Genomic DNA, 19,472 nt, shown 5'->3' on the forward strand with positions numbered 1-19,472 from the left:
TGGTGACCATGCAAGCGTCTCAATTTTCAGCCCAGGTGCTGGGCTGGTACGACAAATACGGGCGAAAAACGCTGCCCTGGCAAATTGAAAAAACGCCTTACAAAGTATGGCTATCGGAAGTGATGTTGCAACAAACGCAAGTGACAACCGTAATCCCCTACTTCCAGCGCTTTATGGCGCGTTTTCCAACCGTGAGCGATCTGGCGAATGCACCACTGGATGAAGTGCTGCATTTGTGGACTGGTCTGGGTTATTACGCGCGAGCGCGCAACTTACATAAAGCCGCGCAGCAGGTGGCTAACCAGCACGGCGGGCGCTTCCCGGAGACCTTCGAGGAAGTCGCCGCGCTTCCGGGCGTTGGCCGCTCGACCGCGGGCGCTATCCTCTCTTTATCGCTGGGTAAACACTTTCCCATTCTCGATGGCAACGTGAAGCGCGTGCTGGCGCGCTGTTACGCTGTCGGCGGCTGGCCCGGAAAGAAAGAAGTGGAAAAACGGTTGTGGGAGATCAGCACAGACGTCACCCCGGCTCAGGGCGTCGAGCGCTTTAACCAGGCGATGATGGACCTGGGCGCGATGGTTTGCACCCGTTCGAAACCGAAATGCGAGCTCTGCCCGCTGCAAACGGGCTGTGAAGCTTATGCTTCCGGCACCTGGGCGCAATATCCGGGTAAAAAACCGAAACAGACGCTGCCCGAGCGCACCGGATATTTCCTGCTGATGCAGCATGAAGGCGAAGTATATCTTGAGCAGCGCCCACCGAGCGGGCTGTGGGGCGGGTTATTCTGCTTCCCGCAGTTCAGCGATGAGGCCAGTCTGCGGGCCTGGCTGGCGCAGAGGAAGATTAGCGCCGATAATCTCAGCCAACTTGTGGCGTTTCGCCATACCTTTAGCCATTTCCATCTGGATATTGTGCCTATGTGGCTTGGCGTGTCCTCGTTCTCGTCTTGCATGGATGAGGGCGCAGGTCTTTGGTATAACTTAGCGCAACCGCCATCCGTCGGTCTGGCGGCTCCCGTGGAACGCCTGATACAGCAATTACGCGCCGAAGTCCGTTAGGCGCGCAAGCAAAGAGGATTATTTTATGAGCAGAACTATTTTTTGTACCTTCCTGCAACGTGAAGCGGAAGGGCAAGACTTCCAGCTCTATCCGGGCGATCTCGGAAAACGCATTTATAACGAGATCTCGAAAGAGGCCTGGAAGCAGTGGCAGCAGAAGCAAACCATGCTTATCAACGAGAAAAAACTCAACATGATGAACGTCGAGCACCGTAAACTGCTGGAAGAGGAGATGGTGAATTTCCTGTTTGAAGGTAAAGACGTGCATATTGAAGGCTATACGCCGCAAGAAAAAAAATAAGCCGCTGTTCACGCGCAATCACTGGTAATGCTGCGAAAGCATGGGAAGGCATTGCCAGTGCGCAGAGACACCGGCGCTAACACACCAACACAATTGCATCCCGGAATGATGAAAAAATATTTAGCGCTAGCGATTATTGCGCCGTTGCTGATTTCTTGTTCCAGTTCGAATAAAACGGGTGACGACTACAACGAAGCCTGGATTAAAGACACCAACGGTTTTGACATCCTGATGGGTCAATTTGCCCATAATATTGAGAATTTATGGGGATTTAACGAGGTTCTGATCGCAGGCCCGAAAGACTACGTTAAATACACCGACCAGTACCAAACCCGCAGCCACATCAACTTCGATGAGGGGACGATCACCGTCGAGACTATCTCCGGCACCGAACCTGCGGCGCATTTGCGCCAGGCGATTATCAAAACCCTGCTGATGGGCGACGATCCGGGCTCAATCGATCTTTACTCCGATGTCGATGATATTCAGATCTCGAAAGAGCCGTTCCTCTATGGCCAGGTGGTGGACAACAACGGCGAAGCCATTCGCTGGCAATGGCGTGCAGCGCAGTTTGCGGACTATTTGCTGCAAACACGTCTGAAAAGCCGCAGCAACGGCTTACGGATGATCTACAGCGTGACCATTAACCTGGTGCCAAACCACCTGGATAAACGCGCGCATAAATACGTCGGTATGGTGCGCAAAGCGTCGCATAAATATGGCGTCGACGAATCGCTGATTCTGGCGATTATGCAAACCGAATCCTCCTTTAACCCATACGCCGTTAGCCGCTCCGATGCGCTCGGTCTAATGCAGGTTGTGCAGCACAGCGCCGGTAAAGATGTGTTCCGCGCGCAGGGAAAATCTGGTACGCCCGATCGCAGTTATCTGTTTGATCCACAAAGCAACATCGATACCGGCACCGCCTATCTGGCGATGCTGAACAATATTTATCTCTCCGGTATTACTAACCCTACATCGCGGCGCTATGCGGTTATTACCGCTTATAACGGCGGTGCCGGCAGCGTGTTACGCGTCTTTTCCGCCGATAAAGTGCAGGCGGCAAATATCATCAACACCATGACGCCGGGAGATGTGTACCAAACCCTGACTACACGTCACCCCTCGGCGGAATCCCGCCGCTATCTCTACAAAGTTAACGCTGCGCAGAAAACTTACCGTCGCAACTAATCTGCTGCCTCTTTCGTCTGCACCAACGAAAGAGGCATAAGGTATTCATGTGAGTGATGCAAACGGTTGCGCTAAAGTGTGAGATACGTCACCATATAAAAATGCAATCAGAGGAAGTTTGCATTTTTATGTCGGGCATAACAAATTCGCCACCCCGTAGATGGTAGAATCCTGACACATAACAAACGCAATTGTGCCCATTCCAACATCTATCACTCTCCTTTGTGAGGAAATTAGCATGAATCTTAAGCTGCAGCTGAAAGTCATTATCTTTCTGCAGTTCTGCCTGTGGGGAAGCTGGCTGACTACGCTTGGCTCTTATATGTTCGTTACCCTGAAATTCCAGGGCGCGGAAATTGGCGCGGTATATAGCTCGCTGGGTATTGCATCACTGCTGATGCCAACGCTGCTCGGTATCGTTGCGGACAAGTGGCTGAGCGCAAAATGGGTGTACGCTCTGTGCCACCTGGTTGGCGCGATTACATTATTTATCGCCGCAGGCGTCACCACACCAGGCGCAATGTTCGCCATCATCCTGCTTAACTCGCTGGCCTATATGCCAACGCTGGGCCTGGTGAACACCATTTCTTACTTCCGCCTGAAATCCGCAGGCCACGATATCGTGACCGATTTCCCACCGATTCGGATCTGGGGCACCATCGGCTTTATTCTGGCGATGTGGGCGGTGAGCTTCTCCGGTTTCGAACTGAGTCATATGCAGCTCTACATTGGCGCGGCGCTGTCGCTGGTGCTGAGCCTGTTCTCTCTGACGCTGCCGCATATGCCGGTTGCTAAAAGCAAAGAGAAACAGACCTGGGTGGAAATGCTGGGCCTGAACGCTTTCGCGCTGTTTAAAAACAAGCGCATGGCGATCTTCTTTATCTTCTCGATGCTGTTAGGCGCCGAGCTGCAGATCACCAACATGTTCGGCAACACCTTCCTGCACAGCTTTGACGCGAACCCGCTGTTCGCCAACAGCTTCATCGTGACACATGCGTCGGTGATGATGTCGATTTCGCAGATTTCCGAAACCGCATTTATCCTGGCGATCCCGTTCTTTATGAGCCGTTACGGCATCAAGAACGTCATGCTGATCAGTATCATCGCCTGGGTGCTGCGTTTTGGTCTGTTTGCCTATGGCGACCCGACGCCGTTCGGCACCGTGCTGCTGGTTCTGTCGATGATCGTTTACGGTTGTGCATTCGACTTCTTCAACATCTCCGGTTCGGTATTCGTGGAGAAAGAGGTGAATCCGGCTATCCGCGCCAGTGCGCAGGGTATGTTGCTGATGATGACCAACGGCTTCGGCTGTATCCTCGGCGGGATGGTGAGCGGCAAAGTGGTGGAGATTTACACCACTGCGGGCATCACCGACTGGAAAACCGTGTGGCTGATTTTCGCCGGTTACTCGCTGGTGCTGGCCTTCGCCTTCGTGATGCTGTTTAAGTATAAACACGTGCGTGAGCCAGAAGGCGTGGCGCAGAAAGCCTGAAACTGATAACCATCTCCTGAAGGTGGTTAGCGATGCAAAGACAAAACCCGGCCTGAGCGCCGGGTTTTTTGTGGCCATTTGACCATCTCTTTTTGCGAAGGTGGTCAGCAACAGGCGTTGGCTTATTAACTTTTGCTTTAAATCGTGCAGAACAGGCTGAGGCTTTTATTAATGCTTTTAGCGCTCGCCTCCTGGGCGCGATCAATACCATCTGCTATACAGATGATTTTTTATAAACTACTTACAGCCCGGCCAGAACCCAGGCCACCGCCAGCAGATCGGCACTCCCGCCGGGGCTTAACCGACGAGCCATTAACGCCCGATCCATTTCGCGCAGCGTGTCGCTATCCCAGCCAGTTACCAGCAACCTCGCCGCATAATCCTGTACGTAGTGCAGCCCTTCAATACCGCCGCGAGATACCAGATTGCTGTCGCGATTCGCGGCCATCAGGCGCAGCAGCGCATTGTGTAACCGCCGCTCCCCCTGTTCCTGATGCCAGAACGGCAACACTGCGCGGCGCACAGTGATAAACCCCTGCTCGGCTTCACCGCGTGCCCCCGTCAGCCCATACTGGCGAAACTGTTTTTCACCCGCCGTGATAGCCTGTGGGCGACCATCAAGCTCACGCGCCACTAATCCACAGCAGATTTCACTGACCTGCTGGCAAAGCGCGTCAGCGCTAACCCTGCGCCCTTGTCCCTGCAAACGCCCGGCGGCGAAACAGAGCAGACCAAGCGAAAAAATGCCGCCCTTATGGGTGTTCACGCCCCCTGTCGCCGTGAACATCGCTTGCTCGCAGGCGATACCCATCGGGCGCATCAGCCGTAGCTGCTCGCTGGCCGATTTCTGTGCATGGGTTTTTCCTGCTTCGGCAAAGACCCTGAACCACGGCGTAATCGCCGCAATACTCTTTAAAAACAGCGCATGATCCATATCCTGGTGCGAGCCGTTATTGGCTCTGTCCACCAGCCCCGGTTTGGGGGTTAAATCCAGCTCAAGACGCAACGCCTGCGCCGCAAGCTCAGGCACATCAGCAATGGCGGATTTAGTCGCGAGCAAACCAGCCATCAATTAATTTCTCCACGCGAGCCACTACATCTTCTAACGAATGGCGACGCGAACGGGCGCAGCCGTGTGCAGGTTCATCACATACCAGACAGCGGCGAGTATTTAGATCCAGCGAATGTCGCCCCACCTGCCCTGCTTTCGGGCAAAACACATCGAAATCCCACAATCTGCCAAGCGGATGGGTCTGTTCCATCTCCACGCACTGCGCTTTGATTTCCACCGCCGGGTGCTCCACGCACCACAACGCTTCCGCGCCGGTTGGCAGCCACAATACCTGCCTGTCCAGCACGCGCCAGCGGTTTTGCCACAACAACTGGTCGCAGGCCTGGAGTGCCACGCCCATGGTATTGCGGTAACGAATACTGTCTTTTACCGCTCCGGGGGTAACCAGCGTCAGCGAAATAACGGGTTGTTGATAATGAGTGAGCCAGTCAGCCTGACGCGCCGCGCGGCTATCTTTCGCCGCCAGCAGCGCTTCGAGGCTGACGCCCGCTCTCACGGGCGTCAGTGTGGTCATAGATTGTCCTCTTTAACCTGACGAACCACATCGATCACGCTGCCGTCGCGATAGCGGATTACACCAACAATGCGGTCAGTAAAAGCGATCGGTTTCGGTTCGCCGGTCAGTGAAATCGCACGCTGATAAAGCGCTTCGATGTCGACGATTTTCAGGCCCGCCGCCAGCAAACGCTCGCGAATATCCGGACGCGCCGGGTTAACAGCAATACCATGATCGGTGACCAGCACGTCGATGCTTTCCCCTGGCGTCAGCAACGTGGTCACGCGTTTTACAACGGTAGGAATGCGGCTGCGTAGCAAAGGAGCCACGACAATGGTGAGGTTGGCAGCTGCCGCGACATCGCAGTGACCGCCGGATGCGCCACGCATCACGCCATCAGAACCGGTGATGACGTTAACGTTGAAGTCGACATCGATCTCCAGCGCGCTGAGGATCACCACATCCAGTTGATCGCAACTGGCAGCTTTACCGCCCGGGTTGGCATAGACGTTAGTGGAGATCTCGACATGATTCGGGTTACGGCGCAGCGAAGCCGCCGCTTCGCCATCGAAACACTGCGTATCCAGCAGTTTTTCAATAAGCCCTTTCTCATGCAGATCCACCAGGCTACCGGTGATGCCGCCAAGCGCGAAGCGGGCTTTCACCCCGTGGCGCTCCATTTTTTCTTCCATGAAGCGCGTCGCTGCGGTCGCTGCTGCGCCGGAGCCGGTCTGCATGGAGAAACCGTCTTTGAAATACCCCGAATGTTCAATGACATCTGCCGCGTAGCGGGCAATCATCAGCTCGCGCGGATTGCTGGTGACGCGGGCCGCGCCGACGCTGATTTTCGCCGGATCGCCCACGCTTTCTACCTGCACGATCAGATCAACCTGATCCTGACCAAGGCTCGCAGGCATGTTCGGGAACGGCACCAGCTCTTCGGTCAGTAACACGACTTTTTTGGCGAACTGCGCATCCACCATCGCGTAACCCAGCGAGCCACAGCAGGATTTCCCCTGAGTGCCATTGGCGTTACCGAACTCATCGCTGCACGGCACGCCGAGGAAAGCGACATCAATGTTCAGCTCGCCATCCTGCAACAGCTTCACGCGGCCGCCGTGTGAGTGGATCTGAACCGGTTCCGCCATCAGGCCGTGAGAGATTGCATCCGCCAGCTTGCCGCGCATCCCGGAGGTGTAAATGCGTGAGATCACACCATTCTGAATATGCTCGATCAGCGTATCGTTGCAGGTCATCAGCGAGCTGGAAGCCAGCGTCAGGTTTTTAAATCCCAGACGCGCCAGCGTTGCCACGACGTTGTTGATCACACGATCGCCTTCGCGAAATGCATGGTGGAAAGAGATGGTCATGCCGTCTTTCAGACCACTGCGGGCAATCGCGTCTTCCAGCGTCGCGCACAGTTTGCGCGTGTGTTTGGTGTTGATATCCGCCAGCCACGGTGTTGCCGCATGCGCGCTTTCAAAGGGTTTTAAATCACGCAGATGGGGAAAATTAACGTGAAGAAGCTCTGTTTGATTCATTGTTCTGTCCTTAACGACGCACGCCGGACGCAGCTGCACGTTCCAGCACCATCTGCGCGTGATTAATAATCGGGGCGTCAATCATTTTGCCGTTCAGCGAAACCACGCCGAGGCCATTGCGTTCGCCCTCTTCCGCCGCTTCGATAACCACTTTCGCGTGGTCGACTTCCTGCTGGGTTGGCGCATAGGCGTTATGCAGCAGATCGATTTGGCGTGGGTTGATCAGCGATTTGCCGTTGAAACCCATTTTGCGCACCAGATCGACTTCACGCAGGAAACCGGCTTCATCATTGACGTCTGACCACACCACGTCGAACGCGTCAATTCCGGCGGCACGCGCGGCGTGCAGCACAGCGCAGCGCGCGTAGAACAGCTCGGTGCCGTCGCCACGTTCGGTTTGCATATCCATCACGTAGTCAAACGCGGCCAGCGCGATACCAATTAAGCGCTGCGAACTGCGCGCAATCGCAACGGCGTTAATGACGCCAACCGCCGACTCAATCGCCGCCATTACACGGGTCGATCCCACTTCGCGCCCGCAAGCCAGTTCAATACGCTCCAGGTGATGTTCCAGCTCGTAGATATCTTCCGGGGTATCGGTTTTCGGCAGGCGTACCACATCAACACCGGCGCGCACTACCGCTTCCAGATCAGGCAGGCCAAACGGCGTGTTCAGTGGGTTAATACGCACCACGGTTTCCATATCCTGATACATCGGGTGTTGCAGCGCGTGGAACACCAGCAGGCGCGCGGTGTCTTTTTCACGCAGCGCTACCGCGTCTTCCAGGTCGAACATGATCGAATCAGGGCGGTAGATAAAAGCGGTGGAGAGCATGGCGGCGTTGGCGCCTGGCAGGAACAGCATGCTACGACGTAGTTTTTTCACAGCAGTTTCCCCCAGTCGATTTCGGTACCTTCGGCGGCGCGCAGAATGGCGCTTTGCAGACGGGCACGGATTACGCAGTCCAGTGCGCCTTTGTCTTCAATGATGATTAAGCCCTGGCGGACCTCCATCGCGCGCAGCGTGGCATCCACCACCTTGCGGATTTGATCGCCAAACTGCTTCATCACCTCGCTATGGATAACAATATCCAGCTCGCCTTCTGCGGGGGCGATTTTCACCATCAGGTCGCTGGACTCCATCGTCCCGGCCAGCGCCTCCCTTACAATTTTCATAGTTATTTTCCTGATTTTTAAGCGACTTCCGCGCTGTAATGAGACTCAAGGTGCGCAAAAGTGGTATCCGGTACAATTTCCCGAATACGGGAAAACTGGTGTGTTTTAAGTAAACGGCGTACTTCCGAAGCAGAGATGGCGGTGCCGGTCGCTTTAATGCGCGGAACTTCCACCACCTCGACTGAACCTGCCAGCAACTGATGCATAGTCTGGTTGTACTGGCGGGTGATATCGCAAAACGGCTCGCTGCCGATAAAGCGGTGGGTAACACCGAGCGCCGGGGCAATATGGTTACGGAAGATGAGCAGGTCGATTTCGCTCCACGCCTGCTGCACTTTGCCGGTCTCTTTGAGGAAATAGGCCGGAAAGGTAGCGCGGGAAATAATGTACTGAGAGCCTTCGTGAACCGTGACATTAGGCAGATGCGCCACGCCCGCCTTCACCATTTTCAGCCGTGCGGAGAAAGGAAAGAACGAGGCATCTTCCCGCACCACAAACAGGTGCAGCCAGTCGCAGGCCTGTGCAGCCTGCTCCACCAGATGCCGATGGCCAAGCGTGAAGGGATTGGCGTTCATCACAATAGAGCCAATGCGCTTTCCGGCAACGCGGCGCGCCTGCAACGTGCGGCAGTAACGCTGAATGCCAGACGGTGTATTTTCCATCAATATCGCATTGTTGCCGCTCTGGGCAACCGGCCAAAAGCCGCTGTGCTGGAAACGCTCACGATTGCAAGGGCGCGTGCACAGGAACAGATGAAAATGTCCACGCGCCAGCGCCAGATGCTCAACTTCTGCCAGCAGCCGCGCACTGAGGTTTTCCCCACGCAACTGCTCTTCAACCGCTACACACTTGATGACGTTGGCGGCGAGACCTGCACAACCCACCAGCCGGTTTCCCGACCAGGCTTCAACGAAGGTGGTGATATCGCTGTCCATACCTAAACCACTGTCAGCGAGCAAGGCGCGGATAGAGGCCAGCCGTTGAGTATTGCCGTTGACTTCCGCAACGCGGAAGTCGATGGAGGGTCGTGCTTGCATCGTATTGCCTTCGTCCTTAGTGCGCTGCTGTCAGCGCATGGGCTGGCGCATCAATGATCACATTGCTGAGGTGACCGATATTTTCGATCTCCACTTCGATGCGATCGCCTGCTTTCATAAACAGCGGTGGATTGCGTTTTTTACCAACGCCGCCCGGTGAGCCGGTGATGATGACGTCGCCCGGCGTCAGGCTGGTAAAGGTACTGATGTACTCGATAAGCTCGGCGACCTTGTGGATCATGCTGGCGGTGTTGTCGTCCTGCACCATGCGGCCATTCAACCACGTGCGGATCGTGAGCTGATGCGGATCGGGGATCTCATCAGCCGTGGTCATCCATGGGCCGAACGCGCCGGTTTGCCGCCAGTTTTTCCCGGCGGTGAACCAGGTGTGCTGCCAGTCACGCGCAGAGCCATCCATATAGCAGCTGTAACCTGCGACATGGCTTAACGCCACGTCACGAGAGATGTTTTCGCCACCTTTACCGATGATCACCGCCAGCTCACCTTCGTAGTCGAATTCGCTGGAGTGGCGCGGTTTCAGCACCGGCGCGTTATGCCCGGTTTGCGAGTCGGCGAAGCGCACAAACAGCGTCGGTGCCGGGTTATGTTGATCGAACTCTTTGCGTTTTTCGGCGTAGTTCATGCCGACGCAGAGAATTTTCCCCGGGTTTTCAATAACCGGCAGGAAGTTGAGATCGTCAAAGCGCAGATCCGTCGCTTCACCACTCAGCTGTTGTGCCTCACTCAGCGCGTCGGCCGCGAGCAACGATTTCAAATCACCGTAGCGGTCTCCCAGACGCTGACCCAGATTGATGACGCCATCAGCCTTGACGATGCCGTAGCTACGGATCCCCTGATGGACAAAGCTTGCGAGTTTCATATCAGTTCCTGTAGTGCTTAATCAGACGAGGAAATTGCCAAGAACCAGCAGCGATACCGACACGTTGATCGCACCGCCAATACGGGTGGCAATCTGTGCAAACGGCATCAGGCTCATACGGTTACCGGCAGTCAGGATGGCAACATCCCCTGTACCACCCTGGCCGCTCTGGCAGCAGGAAACGATGGCGACATCAATCGGATGCATGCCAATCTTTTTACCTACGAAGAAACCAGTGGCAACCAGTGCGGAAACGGTACTCACGATCACCAGCAAGTTATCGAGAGTGAAAGCGTGAACCAGCTCTTCCCACGGCGTAATGGCAACGCCCACGGCGAAGAGGATTGGGTAAGTCACAGAGGTCTGGAAGAATTTGTACACCACCTGAGAACCTTCCAGCAGGCGCGGAGAAACACCGTGCGCCAGCTTAACCAGCACGGCGGCAAACAGCATGCCGACCGGTGCAGGCAGGCCAATCAGTTTGTGGCCGAGCATGCCGATCATGTACAGCAATACTGCCAGCAGTGCGCCCGCCGCGATGGTAGTAACATCAGTTTTACCGGAAAACGCAGGGGCAGCCGGTGCTTGCTCATCACCATTGCTGCGGTTAGGCATCAGTTGGCCTTCGCCAGTCAGATGCGGGAAGCGTTTACCCAACTGGTTCAGGCAGCCGGAAATAATGATTGCGGTCAGACCGCCCAGCATCACCATCGGCAGTACACGGCCCAGCGCGACGCCCTGATCCATGTGCAGCAGCGTGGCGTAACCAATGGAGAGCGGAATCGCGCCTTCACCTACACCACCCGCCATGATTGGCAGAATGATAAAGAAGAAGATCTGGAACGGTTCCATACCCAGCGCCAGGCCTACGCCCATCCCCACCAGCATGCCAACCACTTCGCCGCAAACCATCGGGAAGAAGATACGCAGGAAACCCTGAATCAGGGTGGTGCGGTTCATGCTCATGATACTGCCGACAATGATGCAGCAGATGTAGAGATAGAGGATGTTGGTTGATTTGTAGAATTTCGTTGTGGACTCGACCACCACGTCCGGCAGCAAACCGTAATAAACCATTGCTGAAGGAATAAAGGTGGCGCAAATCGCCGCTGCGCCCAGTTTGCCGACGATCGGCAGACGTTTGCCGAACTCGCCGCAGGCAAAGCCGAAGAACGCCAGCGTCGCCACCATCACGACGATATCGCTCGGCAACTTGCCGCCAAGACAATCGATAGCAATTAACGCACCGGCTAGCAGGAATAATGGCAGTGGAATAATCCCAACTTTCCACGTATCCATAATGTGCCACCACTTATCCTTCAGTGATGTTTTTTGAATCGCCAGCGATTCAGAGGTAACAGAGAATGAATCGTCAGTTGTGCTCATAATTAAGCCCCTTGGTTATTTTGTGCCTGTAGAGTAAAGGGCTAAATGCGTACTTTATGTGAGGAATAGCATATTAAAACCGGAGTTTTAATGGCTCCTATGGTTTTTATGGTTTCTTTTATTTTGTGTGATTTACGCCTTAATTATTGGCGTGGTTTTTATGGTTTTTTTAAATAGAAACACAAGTTAATAACATTTCCAAAAAAGAATATTTAACAGACCATTTTTCCGCTTCAGCGCTGGCTGTGCAAGGGATCACAAGTTTCCAGTAAACTGCGTACGCGTGCGCAAAAAGATGCTACATTGGCGCTTTGCTGGCTGCTGTGCGAACCGTCATGAAAGTCTCTTTCCAAATCAAACTTTTTATTTCGCTGGTGCTTTTTTTCTCCGGTTTGTTCGTTCTGCTTGGCGTTTATTATTATAAGGATGTCGGCCGTCAGCTATATCAGGAAATGAGTGCCCGGGCAAAAATACAGGCTGAGGAAATAGCGATTATTCCGAATTTACGCCAATCGGTTGCCAATAAAGATATTCGAGCCATCGCGCAATTTATGCATAAAGTGGTGGCGCATAGCGACGCAAGCTTTATTGTTATTGGCGATGACAAAGGCCTGCATTTATTTCATTCAGTCCATTCTGATGTGGTCGGAAAAACATTAGTGGGTGACGATAATACCGAGGTGTTGCACGGGAAAAGCATCACCACTATCCGCAAAGGCGGGCTGGGTATTTCGTTACGTAGTAAAGCGCCGATTTTTGATGATGCCGGGCGCGTTATCGGGATTGTGTCAGTGGGGTATCTGACCAGTTATCTCGATACCATCACGCTCGGTAAAGTGATCAACATTTTTATTGCCGCTGTATTGCTGCTGGCAGCGCTGTTTATTTTTTCCTGGTTCTTTACCCGCAGCATTAAAAAACAGATCTTCTCCCTTGAGCCGCGGGAGATTGGCCTGCTGGTGCGCCAACAAAAAGCGATGATGGAATCGATCTACGAAGGGGTGATTGCGATTGACAGCGAACTGCACATTGAAGTGATCAATCAGGCCGCACGCAAACTTCTGGGGTTAAGCCAGCCGACGCGAGAGCTGCGCGGGCAAACTATCGATGAAGTCATTGCCCCGGTGCCGTTTTTTGACCGTTCGATGATGCTGGAAAACGACACGCATGATGAGATTTGCCGTTTTAATCAGTTAACGGTGATTGCCAGCCGGGTACGCATCATGCTGGAGAATAAATTGCAGGGTTGGGTGATTACCTTTCGCGATCGCAACGAGATAGACACGCTGAGCGCGCAACTCAGCCAGGTGAAGCGCTACGTTGATAACCTGCGCATTATGCGCCACGAGCAACTCAACCGCATGAACACGCTCTCTGGCCTGCTGCATATGGAGCGCTACGATGAAGCCGTGCGCTACATTCAGGCGCAGTCAGAGCACGCGCAGGAGTTGCTGGATTTTATCTCTTCGCGCTTTAGCTCACCCACGCTGTGCGGTTTGCTGCTGGGGAAAGCGGCGCGCGCCCGTGAAAAAGGTGTCGAACTGGCCTTTGATCCGCTGTGTCAGATGGACAGAGCCTGCCGGTTGTTGGGTGAAGCGGAGCTTATCTCCATTATCGGTAATCTGTTGGATAATGCGATTGAAGCAACCCAGCGCGCCACGCTGCCTCACGAACCGGTTGAAGTGCTGATTTTGCTGAACGAACGGGAGTTGATTATTGAAGTGGCGGATCGCGGTATCGGCATTGATCCGGCGATTCGCGATCATATTTTTGAACGCGGGATGACCACCAAGCGCAGTGGCGATCATGGCATTGGTCTGTACCTGATCGCCAGCTATGTCACGCAGGTGGGCGGATCGATTGAAGTCTCCGCTAACACGCCTCGCGGCACAATTTTCTCTTTGTTTATTCCTGAAACGGGTAACGTACCGTGTCCCGTGCCGACCCTGGAAGATCAGAATTATGCAACATGAACTGATAGACGTGCTGATAGTAGAAGATGAAAACACGCTTGCGCAGCTTAATGCGGAACTGGTCAGCAAACACCCGCGCCTGCGCCTGGTTGGTATTGCCTCGTCGCTTGCCGAAGCCCGCGAGTTATTGAGCAACATGCAGCCGCAGTTAGTGTTACTGGATAACTATTTGCCGGATGGCAAAGGCATTACCCTTATTAACGATCCGCAGATTATTCGCGCGAACTGCTCGGTGATTTTTATTACCGCCGCCAGTGATATGGACACCTGTAGCCAGGCGATCCGCAATGGCGCGTTCGACTATATCCTCAAACCCGTGTCGTGGAAGCGGCTGAGCCAGTCGCTGGAGCGCTTTGTGCAATTCGCCGAGCAGCAACGCGTGTGGAAAATTGTCGACCAGCAGAACGTGGACTCACTTTACCAGTTACAGGCAAAAAATTTCCGCCAGGATAACGGCAGTAAAGGCATTGAAGAGAGTACGCTGGCGCTGATTCAGAAACTGTTTGCCGACGAGATGGCGCGCTGTTTTTCCGTCGATGAAGTGGTGAGCGAAACGGGGTTGAGCAAAACCACCACCCGGCGCTATCTGGAACACTGCGTGGAAGCCGGGTTTCTGGCGGTGGAGATGCAGTACGGGAAAATTGGCCACCCGAGGCGCATGTACCGCCGGGTGGCTGCGTGAGATGGCCCCTCACCGTGCGGTTGAGGGGCTAAAGTCTACTTCAGTACATAGCCGTACAGGCGTTTGATACCGTCGGTGTCGGTCTCGGAATAAACGCCCTGTAGCTCCGGTGAAAAGCCCGGCAGCAGATTGACGCCCTCTTCCAGCGCGAGGAAATAGCGCTGCACCGCCCCGCCCCACACTTCTCCCGGCACCACGCAGAGCACGCCCGGCGGATAGGGCAGTGCACCTTCGGCGGCGATGCGCCCTTCCGCCATACTGATGCGCACCAGCTCAACATTGCCGCGAATAAACTCACTGTTTGCATCCTGCGGGTTCATCACGACCGCTGGCAGGCTGGCTTTGCGGAACATTGCTTTTTGCAGATCTTTGACGTCAAAACTCACATACAGATCGTGCATCTCCTGGCACAGCTCACGCAGCGTATAATCGCGATAACGCACCGGATATTTATTAAAGATGGTTGGCAGCACATCGGCCAGCGGCGTGTCATCTTCAATATGTTGTTCGAACTGGGCGAGCATCGCTACCAGCTGCGCCATCTTCTCGGCGCTTTCGGCTGGCGTCAGCAGGAACAGGATCGAGTTGAGATCGCACTTCTCCGGCACAATGCCATTTTCACGCAGGTAATGCGCCAGAATGGTAGCCGGAATACCAAACTCGGTATATTCGCCCGTTTCCACATCGATACCTGGCGTGGTCAACAGCAGCTTGCAGGGATCAACAAAATATTGCTCGTGCGCATAACCTTCAAAACCGTGCCATTTATCACCCGGCTCAAAGCTAAAGAAGCGCCGCTCGCGGGCGATCACTTCCGTCGGGTGATCCTGCCACGGCCGCCCGGCGATCTCCGGCGGCACAAAGGGTTTGATCATCTTACAGTTCGCGATGATCGCTTTGCGCGCTTCAATGCCCAGCGCCACACATTCTGCCCACAGCCGGCGTCCGCTCTCGCCCTGATGGATCTTGGCGTTCACGTCCAGCGCGGCAAACAGCGGATAAAACGGGCTGGTTGATGCATGTAGCATAAAGGCATTGTTCAGCCGCTTATGCGGGCAAAAACGTGTCTGTCCGCGCAGATGGTTATCTTTTTTGTGGATCTGCGAGGTTTGTGAGAACCCGGCCTGCTGCTTATGCACCGACTGGGTGACAAAAATGCCCGGATCATTCTCGTTTAGCTCCGGCAGCAGCGGCGAGCAGTCGGCCATCATCGGGATAAATTGCTCATACCCTACCCACGCCGAATCAAACAAAATATAATCGCACAGACTGCCGATCTTGTCGATCACCTGCCGTGCGTTGTAGATCGTGCCGTCGTAAGTCCCAAGCTGGATCACCGCCAGACGGAACGGGCGCGGCTGGTCTGCCTTTTCCGGCGCGACTTCGCGGATCAGCTCGCGCAGATAACCCTCATCAAAGCAGTGATCGTCAATGCCACCAATAAAACCAAACGGGTTACGCGCCGCTTCCAGATAGACCGGCGTTGCACCGGCCTGGATCAACGCACCATGATGGTTGGATTTATGGTTATTACGATCGAACAGCACCAGATCGCCCCGCGTTAGCAGCGCATTGGTCACCACTTTGTTGGCGGCAGAAGTGCCGTTCAATACAAAATAGGTTTTGTCGGCATTGAATACCTTCGCGGCAAACTTCTGCGCATGTTTGGCCGAACCTTCGTGGATCAGTAAATCGCCAAGCTTGACGTCGGCGTTGCACATGTCGGCGCGAAAAACGTTCTCGCCGAAGAATTCGTAAAACTGACGGCCCGCCGGGTGCTTTTTAAAGAACTCGCCGTGCTGATGACCGGGGCAGGCAAACGTGCTGTTGTCCATTTCGACATACTGGCGCAGCGTATCGAAAAATGGCGGCAACAGATTGTCTTCATAGTCACAGGCGGCGGTTTCCAGCTCCAGCCAGTCCTGATCTTTACCGCCGATCACCGCTGTCACGCCCTGCGGCGCACTCTCCGGCTCTTGAGTGAACAAAAAAACCGGCAGGTTAAACCCCGTCCGTTTGAGTAACGCAAGAATGCCGCTGCGACTCTCCGCTAATGTCATGACGACTGCCGCCACATCCGTAAAATCGGTACTGTCCAGCGTCACCACTTCGCGGTGGGTGGAAAGCGCAGATATCAGCTCGCGGCTGACGGCAATTTTCATTGATTTCATAAGCACGAATACCCGTTTCAGGGGAGTAAAAGACCCCGGACAAAGCAGTTGCTTCGCCCAACGAACGTGTCTGACTGGAACCAGCTCCGACCGCCAGACATCAGTAAAAGCAGACAGCTTCTGATCTTACTGTTGTCCTACAGTGAGCGTGCGTTAACCTCACCGCATGGTGAGTGAAATATGGGGGAAAATGATACGGGTGCGAGAAGGCATGCAGGTGCAAAATGCGTGACAAACAGCAGTCATGTGCGTCATCTGGCGGCTCCCGTAAGGCGGAATAAAATTCGCGCAATCATGTCACCTTTCCTAAAGAGGCGCAACCAGGCCAGGCGTGGTCGCGCATAAAAATGCTATTCTACGCGGCATATTATTCAGTTATGTGAAACACAGGAGTGACTCGTGCTTACCGGTCCTTTTATTAACGCCGCTGCGGTATTAATTGGCGGCACCCTTGGCGCGTTGCTCAGCCACCGCCTGCCCGAGCGTATCCGTTCCTCCATGCCTTCGATTTTCGGCCTTGCATCGCTGGGTATCGGTATTTTGCTGGTGATCAAATGCGTGAATTTGCCGGTGATGGTGCTCGCCACGCTTGTCGGTACGCTGATTGGCGAGCTTTGTTACGTCGAGCGCGGTATCAGCGGTGGTGTTAACGCGCTACGTAACCTGCTGCAAAAACGCAAAGATGGTGATGCCAACAGTGCTCACGAGTCGTTTATTCAGAGCCTGGTGGCAATCATTATTCTGTTCTGTGCCAGCGGCACCGGGATTTTTGGCGCCATGCGTGAAGGGATGACCGGCGATCCAAGTATTCTTATCGCCAAAGCTTTTCTCGATTTCTTTACCGCCGTGATTTTCGCTACTTCACTCGGTTTTGCTGTCGCGATGATTTCCGTGCCGATGCTGATTATCCAGCTTACCCTCGCCACCTGCGCAACGCTGATCCTGCCGCTGACCACGCCCGCAATGATGGGCGATTTCACCGCCGTAGGCGGCATTCTGCTGCTGGCGACCGGGTTGCGCATCTGCGGCATTAAGATGTTTGCCGTGGCGAATATGCTGCCCGCGCTGGTGATCGCGATGCCGATTTCTGCCCTGTGGACAGCATTTTTTGCCTGAGCGAACGTGCATTATGCACAAAGTGGTGATAGATTGTGCAGTCCGCAACGAATTGAAGAAATTTCGTTGACGGAGCGCGGCGAATCAGGTTTAATGCGCCCCGTTGCCCGGATAGCTCAGTCGGTAGAGCAGGGGATTGAAAATCCCCGTGTCCTTGGTTCGATTCCGAGTCCGGGCACCACTAATTTAAAGAACCCGCCCAAAAGGCGGGTTTTTGCTTTTTAGCGTTCCGGTAGATTTCTGGTCGTTCTGGAACCAGACAACGCTACTTTACCTGTTAAGCCCTGTCTGAACATTTCCTCCTGGCAAAGTGCTTTACCCTCCGGTCACTGTAGCGCTATATGCTGGCATTCAAACAGTAATAGACACTATCTCCATCATGTTTACATTCCTGATGGCTTTATAACAGCAAAGCTGCGTCCGGTCTCTGTCCGGTCAGACAAGGAGAACCCGTAACATCCTTAATGACACTACAAATAGAACGATAAACGCTTTATTGCTGATACCCTACAGTATTAAAAGAAATGACACCTCTTCTAAGCACAGTAAAACCAAAGCCAGTCGCTTGGTAAGATTGCGTATTAAAGCGGGTTATATTGAGCTGCTCAGGCCTGAAGACCTGACGTGCAAAAAGATCAAAGCCGGATTCCCTGAGTACCTCCTCAGGAACATCATATGACTGATCGACCAGTCCCCAGAAAGTCCAGCCCGATTCAACACAAATTCCCAGCACCTTGTTGTTAGCGTAGCTGACACCAATCGCGCCAAGGGTTGAACCAACCAAGTTTCCTAGCAAAGCCCCTAATACCGGCACAGGAATAATCATCTGCCCGAGTAGCGCCCCTACACTGCCCGTCATAAGTGCCACAGCATCTCTTGATGAGTTGAAGGCCAGTTCTTTGCCGGTGATCTGCCCTTGAGCATATCGCCAAGAGTTTTCAATCGAGTTGAGTGCCATGGCTGTAGCTATACCAACTGCAGTAGGTGAGATTCCCTTAAGAGACTGCCCCATCAACCCCGCTTTGCATGAGCCAGTGATCACTGCCGCGAGACCACCTCGTAATCCAGCTCCAGAAGAACTAGAAAGAACCTTACCAGCCCCTTGACGAATTAGCCTTACATCCAATTGACCGGACTGCATGTACTGGGCAACGATGCGATATACGTGGGGTGCCGCAGTCATGGCCACAGAGAAAGCAGCCGCATTAAGAGCAGCACTTCCTGACTCTCTAAAGATATCTGACCACTCAATGAAGCTCTCTGTATTGAGCCCGTAAGTGTCGGGATCTATTTCACCATCGCGCTTGAAGTCTGATGCTATACTTTTGGCATCATTCTCGCTTAGAGGCCTAGACGTAATTCCATCCACTTCAATACGATCACTTACGGTATCTGCTGTGTCTTGATATGCAGCCGCAACCTCAGGACGAATGTCTTGGTTCCGAGTAGCTTGCTTTTGCGAACCAGCGATTACACCTTCAAGCTGATCTGTCGGTACTATTTTCTGACTATTTGCATAGTCCGGATTGCCCAGTTGTCTGGCACTATCCTCAGCCGTTTTATAGTATTTTAGTTCTGCAAAAGAGGCTGTTTCTGAATTACCATAATTAATATCTTGCCCTGTCTTATTGTTTCCAACTACGTTGGCCCATATATCATCATTGCCTTTCGCTACGGCTGACACCTTTAGTGTTTCCGCATGCCATACTTCAGCAATATGACCTTTAACGTAATCAACACCAACATTAGTACGACGGTCTGCTTCCTTCATCAGAGCCTCAAGCGCCACATCAATAACGACTTGAACATCATTGACGAAGTCTGCCGACTCCAAAGAGCCCATAACCCCTGAAAAATCCTTACTGGCCCTGTAAAATGCATCGGCAAAGTCTGTCATTGT

Annotated in this window: 17 protein-coding genes and 1 tRNA gene; 8 read left to right on the top strand and 10 right to left on the bottom strand. The window is 53.8% G+C overall.

Annotated features, from left to right (window positions below; all coding sequences use genetic code 11):
* Nucleotides 1-8 precede the first annotated feature (8 nt).
* From mutY to AAIG26_RS14555, 4 genes are all read left to right on the top strand, one after another.
* The gene (mutY, locus tag AAIG26_RS14540) at nucleotides 9-1,058 is read left to right on the top strand and encodes an A/G-specific adenine glycosylase (RefSeq protein ID WP_020455175.1); all 1,050 of its coding nucleotides are present in this window, start codon (nucleotides 9-11) and stop codon (nucleotides 1,056-1,058) included.
* Between the two features lie 25 nt (nucleotides 1,059-1,083).
* Entirely contained in the window at nucleotides 1,084-1,359 is a 276-nt protein-coding gene (locus AAIG26_RS14545; protein WP_020455176.1) for an oxidative damage protection protein, read from the top strand.
* 108 nt (nucleotides 1,360-1,467) lie between these two features.
* A complete protein-coding gene (gene mltC / locus AAIG26_RS14550) occupies nucleotides 1,468-2,550 on the top strand; it encodes a membrane-bound lytic murein transglycosylase MltC (protein WP_045512851.1) in 1,083 nt (360 codons plus the stop codon).
* A 238-nt stretch (nucleotides 2,551-2,788) separates the two neighbouring features.
* Nucleotides 2,789-4,042, top strand: a complete 1,254-nt coding sequence (locus tag AAIG26_RS14555) for a nucleoside permease (protein WP_020455178.1) — start codon at nucleotides 2,789-2,791, stop codon at nucleotides 4,040-4,042.
* 241 nt (nucleotides 4,043-4,283) lie between these two features.
* On the opposite strand, the gene citG is transcribed toward AAIG26_RS14555, so the two are convergent.
* The 8 genes from citG to AAIG26_RS14595 are packed head-to-tail and all read right to left on the bottom strand — an operon-like array spanning nucleotide 4,284 to nucleotide 11,630.
* Entirely contained in the window at nucleotides 4,284-5,111 is an 828-nt protein-coding gene (gene citG / locus AAIG26_RS14560) for a triphosphoribosyl-dephospho-CoA synthase CitG (protein ID WP_343180831.1), read from the bottom strand.
* On the bottom strand, nucleotides 5,089-5,628 hold the full coding sequence (gene citX / locus AAIG26_RS14565; RefSeq protein ID WP_020455180.1) for a citrate lyase holo-[acyl-carrier protein] synthase: 540 nt from the start codon (nucleotides 5,626-5,628) through the stop codon (nucleotides 5,089-5,091). The genes citG and citX overlap by 23 nt, the downstream gene beginning before the upstream one ends.
* A complete protein-coding gene (gene citF, locus AAIG26_RS14570) occupies nucleotides 5,625-7,151 on the bottom strand; it encodes a citrate lyase subunit alpha (protein WP_343180832.1) in 1,527 nt (508 codons plus the stop codon). The genes citX and citF overlap by 4 nt, the downstream gene beginning before the upstream one ends.
* Nucleotides 7,152-7,161: 10 nt before the next feature.
* Nucleotides 7,162-8,037, bottom strand: coding sequence for a citrate (pro-3S)-lyase subunit beta (citE, locus tag AAIG26_RS14575; protein WP_343180833.1), 876 nt, complete (start codon nucleotides 8,035-8,037; stop codon nucleotides 7,162-7,164).
* Complete coding sequence (citD, locus tag AAIG26_RS14580) at nucleotides 8,034-8,327, bottom strand: citrate lyase acyl carrier protein (protein WP_020455183.1); 294 nt, start codon at nucleotides 8,325-8,327, stop codon at nucleotides 8,034-8,036. Before citD ends, citE begins: the two co-directional genes overlap by 4 nt.
* 17 nt (nucleotides 8,328-8,344) lie before the next feature.
* Nucleotides 8,345-9,364, bottom strand: coding sequence for a [citrate (pro-3S)-lyase] ligase (gene citC, locus AAIG26_RS14585; protein ID WP_020455184.1), 1,020 nt, complete (start codon nucleotides 9,362-9,364; stop codon nucleotides 8,345-8,347).
* A 16-nt stretch (nucleotides 9,365-9,380) separates the two neighbouring features.
* Nucleotides 9,381-10,244, bottom strand: a complete 864-nt coding sequence (locus tag AAIG26_RS14590) for a fumarylacetoacetate hydrolase family protein (protein WP_045512864.1) — start codon at nucleotides 10,242-10,244, stop codon at nucleotides 9,381-9,383.
* Nucleotides 10,245-10,265: 21 nt separating this feature from the next.
* On the bottom strand, nucleotides 10,266-11,630 hold the full coding sequence (locus tag AAIG26_RS14595) for a 2-hydroxycarboxylate transporter family protein (protein WP_086873479.1): 1,365 nt from the start codon (nucleotides 11,628-11,630) through the stop codon (nucleotides 10,266-10,268).
* 335 nt (nucleotides 11,631-11,965) lie between these two features.
* Between AAIG26_RS14595 and AAIG26_RS14600 the strand changes: the two genes are divergently transcribed.
* Complete coding sequence (locus AAIG26_RS14600) at nucleotides 11,966-13,603, top strand: sensor histidine kinase (RefSeq protein WP_343180834.1); 1,638 nt, start codon at nucleotides 11,966-11,968, stop codon at nucleotides 13,601-13,603.
* Complete coding sequence (locus AAIG26_RS14605; protein WP_045512874.1) at nucleotides 13,593-14,285, top strand: response regulator; 693 nt, start codon at nucleotides 13,593-13,595, stop codon at nucleotides 14,283-14,285. Before AAIG26_RS14600 ends, AAIG26_RS14605 begins: the two co-directional genes overlap by 11 nt.
* 35 nt (nucleotides 14,286-14,320) lie before the next feature.
* Here the strand turns inward: AAIG26_RS14605 and AAIG26_RS14610 are convergent, their stop codons facing one another.
* Nucleotides 14,321-16,456 carry an ornithine decarboxylase gene (locus AAIG26_RS14610; RefSeq protein ID WP_343180835.1) on the bottom strand — a complete coding sequence of 712 codons (2,136 nt, stop codon included), beginning with the start codon at nucleotides 16,454-16,456 and terminating at the stop codon, nucleotides 14,321-14,323.
* Between the two features lie 399 nt (nucleotides 16,457-16,855).
* On the opposite strand from AAIG26_RS14610, the gene AAIG26_RS14615 reads away from it, so the two are divergent.
* A complete protein-coding gene (locus AAIG26_RS14615) occupies nucleotides 16,856-17,572 on the top strand; it encodes a DUF554 domain-containing protein (protein ID WP_343180836.1) in 717 nt (238 codons plus the stop codon).
* A 105-nt stretch (nucleotides 17,573-17,677) separates the two neighbouring features.
* Nucleotides 17,678-17,753 (top strand) — tRNA-Phe (locus tag AAIG26_RS14620).
* A gap of 312 nt (nucleotides 17,754-18,065) precedes the next feature.
* On the opposite strand, the gene AAIG26_RS14625 is transcribed toward AAIG26_RS14620, so the two are convergent.
* Nucleotides 18,066-19,469 carry a hypothetical protein gene (locus AAIG26_RS14625; protein ID WP_343180837.1) on the bottom strand — a complete coding sequence of 468 codons (1,404 nt, stop codon included), beginning with the start codon at nucleotides 19,467-19,469 and terminating at the stop codon, nucleotides 18,066-18,068.
* Between the last annotated feature and the right edge of the window lie 3 nt (nucleotides 19,470-19,472).

Origin of the sequence: Kosakonia sp. PSU_27 (genome assembly GCF_039409795.1) — a bacterium.
Classification (GTDB): Bacteria; Pseudomonadota; Gammaproteobacteria; order Enterobacterales; family Enterobacteriaceae; genus Kosakonia.

Excerpts from the sequence above, each read along its gene's own strand:
- mutY (WP_020455175.1), top strand. The coding sequence starts at position 9 with ATGCAAGCGTCTCAATTTTCAGCCCAGGTGCTGGGCTGGTACGACAAA.
- AAIG26_RS14545 (WP_020455176.1), top strand. The coding sequence starts at position 1,084 with ATGAGCAGAACTATTTTTTGTACCTTCCTGCAACGTGAAGCGGAAGGG.
- mltC (WP_045512851.1), top strand. The coding sequence starts at position 1,468 with ATGAAAAAATATTTAGCGCTAGCGATTATTGCGCCGTTGCTGATTTCT.
- AAIG26_RS14555 (WP_020455178.1), top strand. The coding sequence starts at position 2,789 with ATGAATCTTAAGCTGCAGCTGAAAGTCATTATCTTTCTGCAGTTCTGC.
- citG (WP_343180831.1), bottom strand. The coding sequence starts at position 5,111 with ATGGCTGGTTTGCTCGCGACTAAATCCGCCATTGCTGATGTGCCTGAG.
- citX (WP_020455180.1), bottom strand. The coding sequence starts at position 5,628 with ATGACCACACTGACGCCCGTGAGAGCGGGCGTCAGCCTCGAAGCGCTG.
- citF (WP_343180832.1), bottom strand. The coding sequence starts at position 7,151 with ATGAATCAAACAGAGCTTCTTCACGTTAATTTTCCCCATCTGCGTGAT.
- citD (WP_020455183.1), bottom strand. The coding sequence starts at position 8,327 with ATGAAAATTGTAAGGGAGGCGCTGGCCGGGACGATGGAGTCCAGCGAC.
- citC (WP_020455184.1), bottom strand. The coding sequence starts at position 9,364 with ATGCAAGCACGACCCTCCATCGACTTCCGCGTTGCGGAAGTCAACGGC.
- AAIG26_RS14590 (WP_045512864.1), bottom strand. The coding sequence starts at position 10,244 with ATGAAACTCGCAAGCTTTGTCCATCAGGGGATCCGTAGCTACGGCATC.
- AAIG26_RS14595 (WP_086873479.1), bottom strand. The coding sequence starts at position 11,630 with ATGAGCACAACTGACGATTCATTCTCTGTTACCTCTGAATCGCTGGCG.
- AAIG26_RS14600 (WP_343180834.1), top strand. The coding sequence starts at position 11,966 with ATGAAAGTCTCTTTCCAAATCAAACTTTTTATTTCGCTGGTGCTTTTT.
- AAIG26_RS14605 (WP_045512874.1), top strand. The coding sequence starts at position 13,593 with ATGCAACATGAACTGATAGACGTGCTGATAGTAGAAGATGAAAACACG.
- AAIG26_RS14610 (WP_343180835.1), bottom strand. The coding sequence starts at position 16,456 with ATGAAATCAATGAAAATTGCCGTCAGCCGCGAGCTGATATCTGCGCTT.
- AAIG26_RS14625 (WP_343180837.1), bottom strand. The coding sequence starts at position 19,469 with ATGACAGACTTTGCCGATGCATTTTACAGGGCCAGTAAGGATTTTTCA.